Below are 6776 nucleotides of genomic sequence, written 5' to 3'. Positions count from 1 at the left end.
GTGAAGGAGACCGATATAGAGCCCTATGTAAAATACGTCGAGGATCAGCCCGTCTTCACAGAAGATAGACCGCCAACAATAGTATCGATTATAGAAAAGACGCTAGACTATCTACACGAACACAAACTTATCTCGCTTCTCGACCCCTACTTACCCGTCATAAACGCTGCCTACGCAACCCTACCAGCCGAAGAGGCACATAAGTTGGATGACGCGCTCTTAAAACGAGCAGAGTTTCTTTTGGCTGGTGATATACTATACGGTGTGGATGGTGGAAGGTTGATGCAGAAGATCGAAGTAGATAAGAGCCTGCATAATGTCTCTGATACAGAGGCTGCTCTCAGAATATACAAGAGGATATTACTAGCAGCCTTCCCAGATTTCAAAAACGTTTTAGGCAGCGAGTTGCTTAACCGCTTGCTTCTCTACGATGTGCTGAAGGATATAGAGGCAGACGCTGAAGGATACATTTCAATAGCCAAATGTTTAGAGAAGCATAAACAAGACCCATCCATCAAGATTATAACCATCTTTAACAGCTTCCTATCATCTATCCTCTCACAGATAGCAGACACCGCACCTAGAGCAGCAAGCCTCCTCGTAAGAAAGATCAATAGGGTCTTAGAGTTAAATTGGCGGAAAGCATCAAAGCTCGGCATAATCTCCACGCTCCAAACATCTTTAGCAGATCTGACCTCTGAGCCCATAACCTTACCTTTCCTAAACGAGCCGATCACCGAAGATACACTAAAAGCGTCAAACCTAATATTAGGTCAACCACTAGAAGAAAACGCTGGAAAAGCTATTCTACTGGAATTTACTACACAAACCACCTTAAAGCTGATTCTCAAAAGATTAACAGTAGAAGCCTTAGCAAAAGGTTACGACATATCTGTGTTCACAAGAAGAGGAAGCGTAGTAGAAGAGGCGCTTACACCACTAGATGTAAAATACATATACCTAACACTCACACGGCACTCCGAGTTAGAAGCGATAAGATCATACGTTTCAATAAAAGACCCTTCAGAAATGTTAGCAGCATTAGCTGAACTAAACCTCTCAAACATGACCCTGATAATCTTCGACAACCTAACTGATCTCATACTTACCACAGGATTCGACAAAGCATACACCTTCCTAAGACACGTAGTTGAACTCGCCGCAGAGACAAAGGCAACAATCCTACTCGGATTAGGTATAGAGGCACACAGTAAACAGGAAGTCGCCGCCCTCGAAGCACTAGCAAACCTAACCGTAAACCTCGAAAGACTAATCAAATTTTCGGAACGCTAGCTATTAGTGGACCGGGGGGGATTTGAACCCCCGACCCCCGCCACTTTGGGCGAGCTTGCCAAAGCGGTATCCTACCAGAGTGGACCACCTTGCGTGAAAGTGTTTGTCCCCAGGGGGTCTAGACGACCGGCCCACGCTACATTAGGGTATGTTGGATCTGGATTTAGGTTTGTTGGCTACTGGATACTGCTTCTTTCAGCCAGTCATAACCCTTTTCCTCTAGCAGATAAGCTAATTCTTCGCCGCCCGATTTTACTATTCTGCCATCCATCATCACGTGGACATACCTTGGTTTTATGTAGTTGAGTATGCGGTGGTAGTGTGTGATCAGTAACACACCGAGATCAGGGCCTAGCAACGAATTAACACCCTCTGCAACGATCTTTAAAGCATCTACATCTAAACCAGAATCGGTCTCGTCTAAAAGCGCTATCTTAGGCTTCAGAACAGCCATTTGGAGAATCTCACACTTCTTCTTCTCCCCGCCTGAAAAACCTTCGTTAAGATAGCGATCAGCAAATGACTCCTCAATCTTCAAAGCCTTCAGCTTCTCTCTCAATAGTTTTCGAAACTCAAGGTATGAAATCATGCTCTGCTTCTCTTTTTCACCGCCGTTGCGCAAAGCTGTGTATGCCGCCTTCAAAAAGGTTGTAACCGTGATGCCAGAAACTTCGTAAGGATATTGGAAGGCTAGAAATAGCCCCCTTTTAGCTCGCTGATCTGGAGTGAGACCTAATATTGATTCACCATCTAACAAAATATCGCCTCTAGTTACCTTATACTTTGGATGACCCATCACTGTGTGAGCTAATGTGCTTTTGCCAGAGCCGTTTGGACCCATAAGCGCATGGACTTCACCTTGAGCGACTGATAGGTTTAGCCCTTTTATGACCTCTTTGCCCGCGACTTCGACGTGAAGATCCAGTATATCAAGTTTCAAATCTTTCCCTCCGATATTACTTTAGATAACACCGTTATAAAAACCTTTAAATCAAATATCCAGAAGAATGTCATCACCAACCACCTCTACCGAATATGACTTAAGCGGCTCGGTAGCAGGAGGGGATAAAGCCACACCAGAAGCAAGATCAAATTGTGATAGATGTAGAGGGCAGACCAACCTATCCTCTGCCAAGAATCCGGTTGAAAGGTCTGCTTTCTCATGTGAGCAGTATCGTGAAAGGGCGTAAACTCTTCCCTGGCTCCTAACAAGTATAGCCTCCTCACCATCAACATCTACTACTTTGATTTCACCATCACTTATTTCACTCAGCCTAGCGACAACCTTCTTCAAGCACATTCACCTATACTTATAGTGTCCTTCGAAGATATCTTCTGCTCCGCTCTTTTCGACTCTAGGAGGTGCTGTTTCTATCGGTTTAAAGGTTGCCAGCCTACCGCGCCACTTTTCATCAAGCATATGCCGTACACCCTCCTTTACGCTCTGCCGCTTTATTCTCACTAATGCGTGTTCAAAGAAGCCGAGTGTGAGCATCTTGATAGCCTCTTCCTTATTCAGCCCCCTACTCATCATATAGAAGATCTGGTCTTCATCAAGCTGTGAGACGGAAGATGAATGTGTGGCTTTAACATCGTTCGTCAAAATCTCTAACCCGGGTATGGTTATGCCTGCTGCGCTTGGGCTTAGCATTATGGCGTGTTGTGATAAGTAAGCGTTAGACTGCTTGCCCTCAAATGGTATCCTTATCATCCCTTTTGCTATAGCTTTGCTGCTGTCTTTTAGCGCCAACCTAGCAACTATGCTTCCACTTGTCTTTTGGGATTGATGAATGAGATCTGTCGTTAAATCGAATACTTGATTACTGGTTAGCAGAGATATGTGGGTATCTTTGACCGATGCGTATTCCTCTACTAATCTATGCTCTACCCGTGCCAGCTGGTAAGCTCCACCCAAATATGCTGTCACCCAGTCTAGAGATGCGTTCCTCCCCAGAGATGTCCTCCTAATGTTGTATAGTTTAGATAGTGGAGCGGCTGCCTGTATGGTGGTTAATTCTAGCGACGAGTTCTCACTCAGTTTGATCTCGTTACTATAAGCGAAGAAAACATTACCCTCAAATGGGTTCGGTGAATAGATTTCCTCTACTACCTTTATCGCCGAACCTTCGCCTAAGATAATAAGGTTGCGAGCTACAAGCGATCTGTCCACCAGTGAAACGAGGTGTATCGGCTCTTCAATAACCGTGTTCTTCTCAACTATGAGAATGTGCCCGCTCGTATAAAGCGCTTGTATTAGGGCTGAAAACCTATCTTCGCCAAGGGTTAGGCGACTATAATCAACACCATCAACTCTTTCCTTGATACCGCCGATCGTCTGAAGCCTTACACCCTCAGCACTAAGCCTAACCACACATTTCCCGTTATAGAGTATCTGCGCTACATTTGATGGGATAGGCCAATCAATGTGGCTATCTGCTTCCTTTAAGGTGCTAAGATCCACCTCAGCTAACTTCGGGTCAACATACTTGACATAGAGCGGTGAAGTCTCTAACGGGAGTTTTAAAAAGCGGTCATAGCTCTCCAACCTCTTGGCTAGCTCTTCTTTCCCCTCATCTAGCCTTCTAGAGATGTCTTCTATCAGTTTGAGCGTCAACCACTTCACCTAACCTACCGTTCCAGACATCTCCAGCTCTATCAATCTGTTGAATTCAACGGCATACTCCATCGGAAGATGCTTTGTGAATGAGCTGAAGAATCCTGTCACTACTAGACTCAGGGCTTCCTGTTCTGGTATGCCTCTGCTCATCAAGTAGAAGAGCTGGTCCTCACCTATCTTGCCTACGGTAGCCTCATGTGTTATGGTCGCATCATCCTCATAAACCTCATTATATGGATAAGTGTCTGTTCTAGAGTGGTCGTCTACAAGTAAGGCGTCACACCTTACACTTGCTTTGACACCATATGCGCCCTTACCCACGTAAAGCAGCCCTCTGTATGTTGTTCTCCCACCTCCTTTAGAAACAGACTTGGAAGTTATCTTGGAGGTTGTTTCGGGTGCCAAATGCACCACCTTTGCACCAGAATCAATGTGCTGCCCGGTGTTAGCGAACGCAACAGAAATTATCTCAGCTTTAGCCCTCCGACCTAAAAGATAGACCGAAGGGTACTTCATAGTAACTTTGCTACCGGCGTTTGCGTCAATCCACTCGACAGTAGCATCTTCGTAAGCGTGCGCTCTCTTAGTCACTAAATTGTAAATATCCTTAGACCAGTTTTGAAGCGTGGTGTATCTTACGTGCGCACCCTTCTTTGCTATAATCTCAACCACAGCTGCATGTAGGGAGTCTGAAGAATAGATTGGTGCAGTACACCCTTCTATATAATGCACCTTACTGTTCGGTTCCGCTATAATTAAGGTTCTCTCAAACTGCCCCATGTTCATTACGTTGATTCTGAAGTATGCTTGAAGCGGTATGTTTACTTCAACACCCTCTGGGACGTAAATGAAGCTCCCCCCGCTCCACACGGCGCTGTTAAGCGCGGCAAACTTATTATCATTGTAAGGAACCACCTTACCAAAATATTTCTTGACGATTTCCGGATATTCTCTAAGACCGCTATCCATATCAGTAAATATTACACCCTTCTCCGCGAGATCCTTCTTTATGCTATGGTAGATGACTTCAGATTCATATTGAGCACCAACCCCTGCTAGAAACTTCCTCTCAGCCTCCGGTATGCCCAACCTTTCAAAAGTTCTCTTGATCTGTTCCGGGACTTCGTCCCAAGATCGTCCTACGCGCTCAGTCGCCTTGACATAGTAGCGTATATTGTCGAAGTTTATGTTTGATAGGTCAGCACCCCACATGGGCATCGGCCTCTCCAGAAAGTGTTCATATGCTTTCAGCCTATACTCCAGCATCCAAGATGGTTCATTCTTAATAGCAGAGATTTCTTCCACTACCTTCCTAGAGAGCCCCTTTTGGCTTATGTGAACGTATTGATCAATAGGGTCTTTGAAGTCGTATTTGTATTCTTCAAACAGTTTTGCTGGTTCCATTAAGCCCCAATAATAACAGTGTTATACAAAGTATTTAAACTTATATTAAATGACCTCTCCTTGCTTAGAAAATATTGTCGATCTCTTTCTATTCAGAAAAGAAGAGATAATTTCTATAAAACAAGTTGGAATAACTCAAAATAAAGAGAATTGATGCGGGTTGGGTTAGGTTATTTGCCTTCTCTAGCTCGATATTCCGCCTTGGCTTCTTTCTCTATAAGCGTATTCTCAAGCCATCGCACGCCAAAGAGGTAGTGCATAGCTACACCTATACCCCAGCCTATGAGCGGGTAGAAAAACCACAATTCTCCAGGAACGTAGATTAAATTGATGGCGATTAACATAATGTTGACTAGAATATAGATTACTAGATGTGCGATGAAGCCTCTTCTAGCCTCCTCTTTCTCCATCTCCCTGTAAGCACGCTTATAATCCTCTAACGTTATCTCATTCGACATAGCCTTTGATAACAATTCAAAAATATTTATATTTTTTTAACAGCCTCATTACGATAACGATTCTAGACCTTAAGAAGTTTGACCCTACCAACGAAGAAAGCAGCCTCATCCTTTGTATGCACATGGATCTCAAACGGCTCTTTCACACCGGCCCTCCACAGCTCCAAATGCACGGTAGCCGGATCCGTCTTAGTTACTATCAGTATGTCGATGTCGCTTGATAGGTTACTTCTACCCTCAGCGACAGAGCCGAAAAGGTAGACTTCAGCGTCCGGATCAAGACTTTGAACTACCGTCTTTATTATCTGAAGGTGTTCTTGGAGCTTATTGAATACCGCCCTTCTCTGTAACGCTCTCTTAACTAGAATTCTGTGTGAGATCTCTTATCACCTCTTTAACGACTCTACCTAATCTTTCAGCTTCCTCCCTCCTAAACTCTCTCATAACATACCTCGATGTAATATATGCGTCCTCGAGGACACCAAAATCCATCAAATGCGTATCTAGAATACGTTTTATAACAGCCCTATCTTCTTCAGCGACCTCCATAAGTGCTTCCAGTAACGACCTAACACTGTGCGTCCTAGGGTAGTCAACACCATTAGCCAAGAGCTTCGCCTTAAGAAAGAGTTGAAGCGCCTGCTCGAGGCTGAAGACCGCAAGGTCATAAAAACCTCGTTTCAACTGGTACTCTGCAGTCTCGAGAAAACGCTCCGCCCTCTTTAACAAGTTCTTTTCTTCCTCTTTTTTGCTCAACGACCTAGCTGCACAAACCCAACGTCTTAAACATTCTTCAGCAGGGTAAGAGAGTTCTTTATCTACCCAGTTTGTTTGCTGGCCACTAAAGCTTATATTTTCGAATAGTTGTAAAGATAGCGAATGGCGAAGGCTGTGAAAGAAGCCGCTTGGAGGCTCGTCTTACCGGAGATAAGAAAGATAGTTAGGGAGGAGATTGAACCTCTCAATAAGAGGATCGATGATGTCAATAATAGGATTGATGATGT

Annotated in this window: 8 protein-coding genes and 1 tRNA gene; 1 reads left to right on the top strand and 8 read right to left on the bottom strand. The window is 44.3% G+C overall.

Annotation, left to right across the window (positions count from 1 at the left end):
• On the top strand, positions 1-1293 hold a 1293-nt coding region (locus HA494_01215), incomplete at its 5' end, for a hypothetical protein (GenBank protein NHV96401.1).
• Between the two features lie 7 nt (positions 1294-1300).
• Here the strand turns inward: HA494_01215 and HA494_01210 are convergent.
• The 8 genes from HA494_01210 to HA494_01175 all read right to left on the bottom strand — a co-directional run bounded on the left by HA494_01210 (position 1301) and on the right by HA494_01175 (position 6528).
• Positions 1301-1426, bottom strand: a tRNA-Ala gene (locus HA494_01210).
• Positions 1427-1456: 30 nt separating this feature from the next.
• Positions 1457-2233, bottom strand: coding sequence for a Fe-S cluster assembly ATPase SufC (gene sufC, locus HA494_01205; protein NHV96400.1), 777 nt, complete (start codon positions 2231-2233; stop codon positions 1457-1459).
• A 51-nt stretch (positions 2234-2284) separates the two neighbouring features.
• A complete protein-coding gene (locus HA494_01200) occupies positions 2285-2587 on the bottom strand; it encodes a non-heme iron oxygenase ferredoxin subunit (protein NHV96399.1) in 303 nt (100 codons plus the stop codon).
• 6 nt (positions 2588-2593) lie between these two features.
• Positions 2594-3907 (bottom strand): SufD family Fe-S cluster assembly protein, encoded by a 1314-nt coding sequence (locus HA494_01195; GenBank protein ID NHV96398.1) that lies wholly within the window; start codon positions 3905-3907, stop codon positions 2594-2596.
• A 9-nt stretch (positions 3908-3916) separates the two neighbouring features.
• Positions 3917-5314 carry a Fe-S cluster assembly protein SufB gene (sufB, locus tag HA494_01190; protein NHV96397.1) on the bottom strand — a complete coding sequence of 466 codons (1398 nt, stop codon included), beginning with the start codon at positions 5312-5314 and terminating at the stop codon, positions 3917-3919.
• Positions 5315-5484: 170 nt separating this feature from the next.
• Positions 5485-5724 carry a 2TM domain-containing protein gene (locus HA494_01185; GenBank protein ID NHV96396.1) on the bottom strand — a complete coding sequence of 80 codons (240 nt, stop codon included), beginning with the start codon at positions 5722-5724 and terminating at the stop codon, positions 5485-5487.
• 110 nt (positions 5725-5834) lie between these two features.
• Positions 5835-6152, bottom strand: a complete 318-nt coding sequence (locus tag HA494_01180; protein ID NHV96395.1) for a nucleotidyltransferase domain-containing protein — start codon at positions 6150-6152, stop codon at positions 5835-5837.
• Entirely contained in the window at positions 6130-6528 is a 399-nt protein-coding gene (locus tag HA494_01175) for a HEPN domain-containing protein (protein ID NHV96394.1), read from the bottom strand. Before HA494_01175 ends, HA494_01180 begins: the two co-directional genes overlap by 23 nt.
• Positions 6529-6776 lie beyond the last annotated feature (248 nt).

Source organism: Nitrososphaerota archaeon (assembly GCA_011605775.1).
Classification (GTDB): Archaea; Thermoproteota; Nitrososphaeria; order Nitrososphaerales; family JAAOZN01; genus JAAOZN01.
This window is presented reverse-complemented; position numbering and strand designations above follow the sequence as displayed.

Excerpts from the sequence above, each read along its gene's own strand:
- HA494_01185 (NHV96396.1), bottom strand. The coding sequence starts at position 5,724 with ATGGAGAAAGAGGAGGCTAGAAGAGGCTTCATCGCACATCTAGTAATC.
- sufB (NHV96397.1), bottom strand. The coding sequence starts at position 5,314 with ATGGAACCAGCAAAACTGTTTGAAGAATACAAATACGACTTCAAAGAC.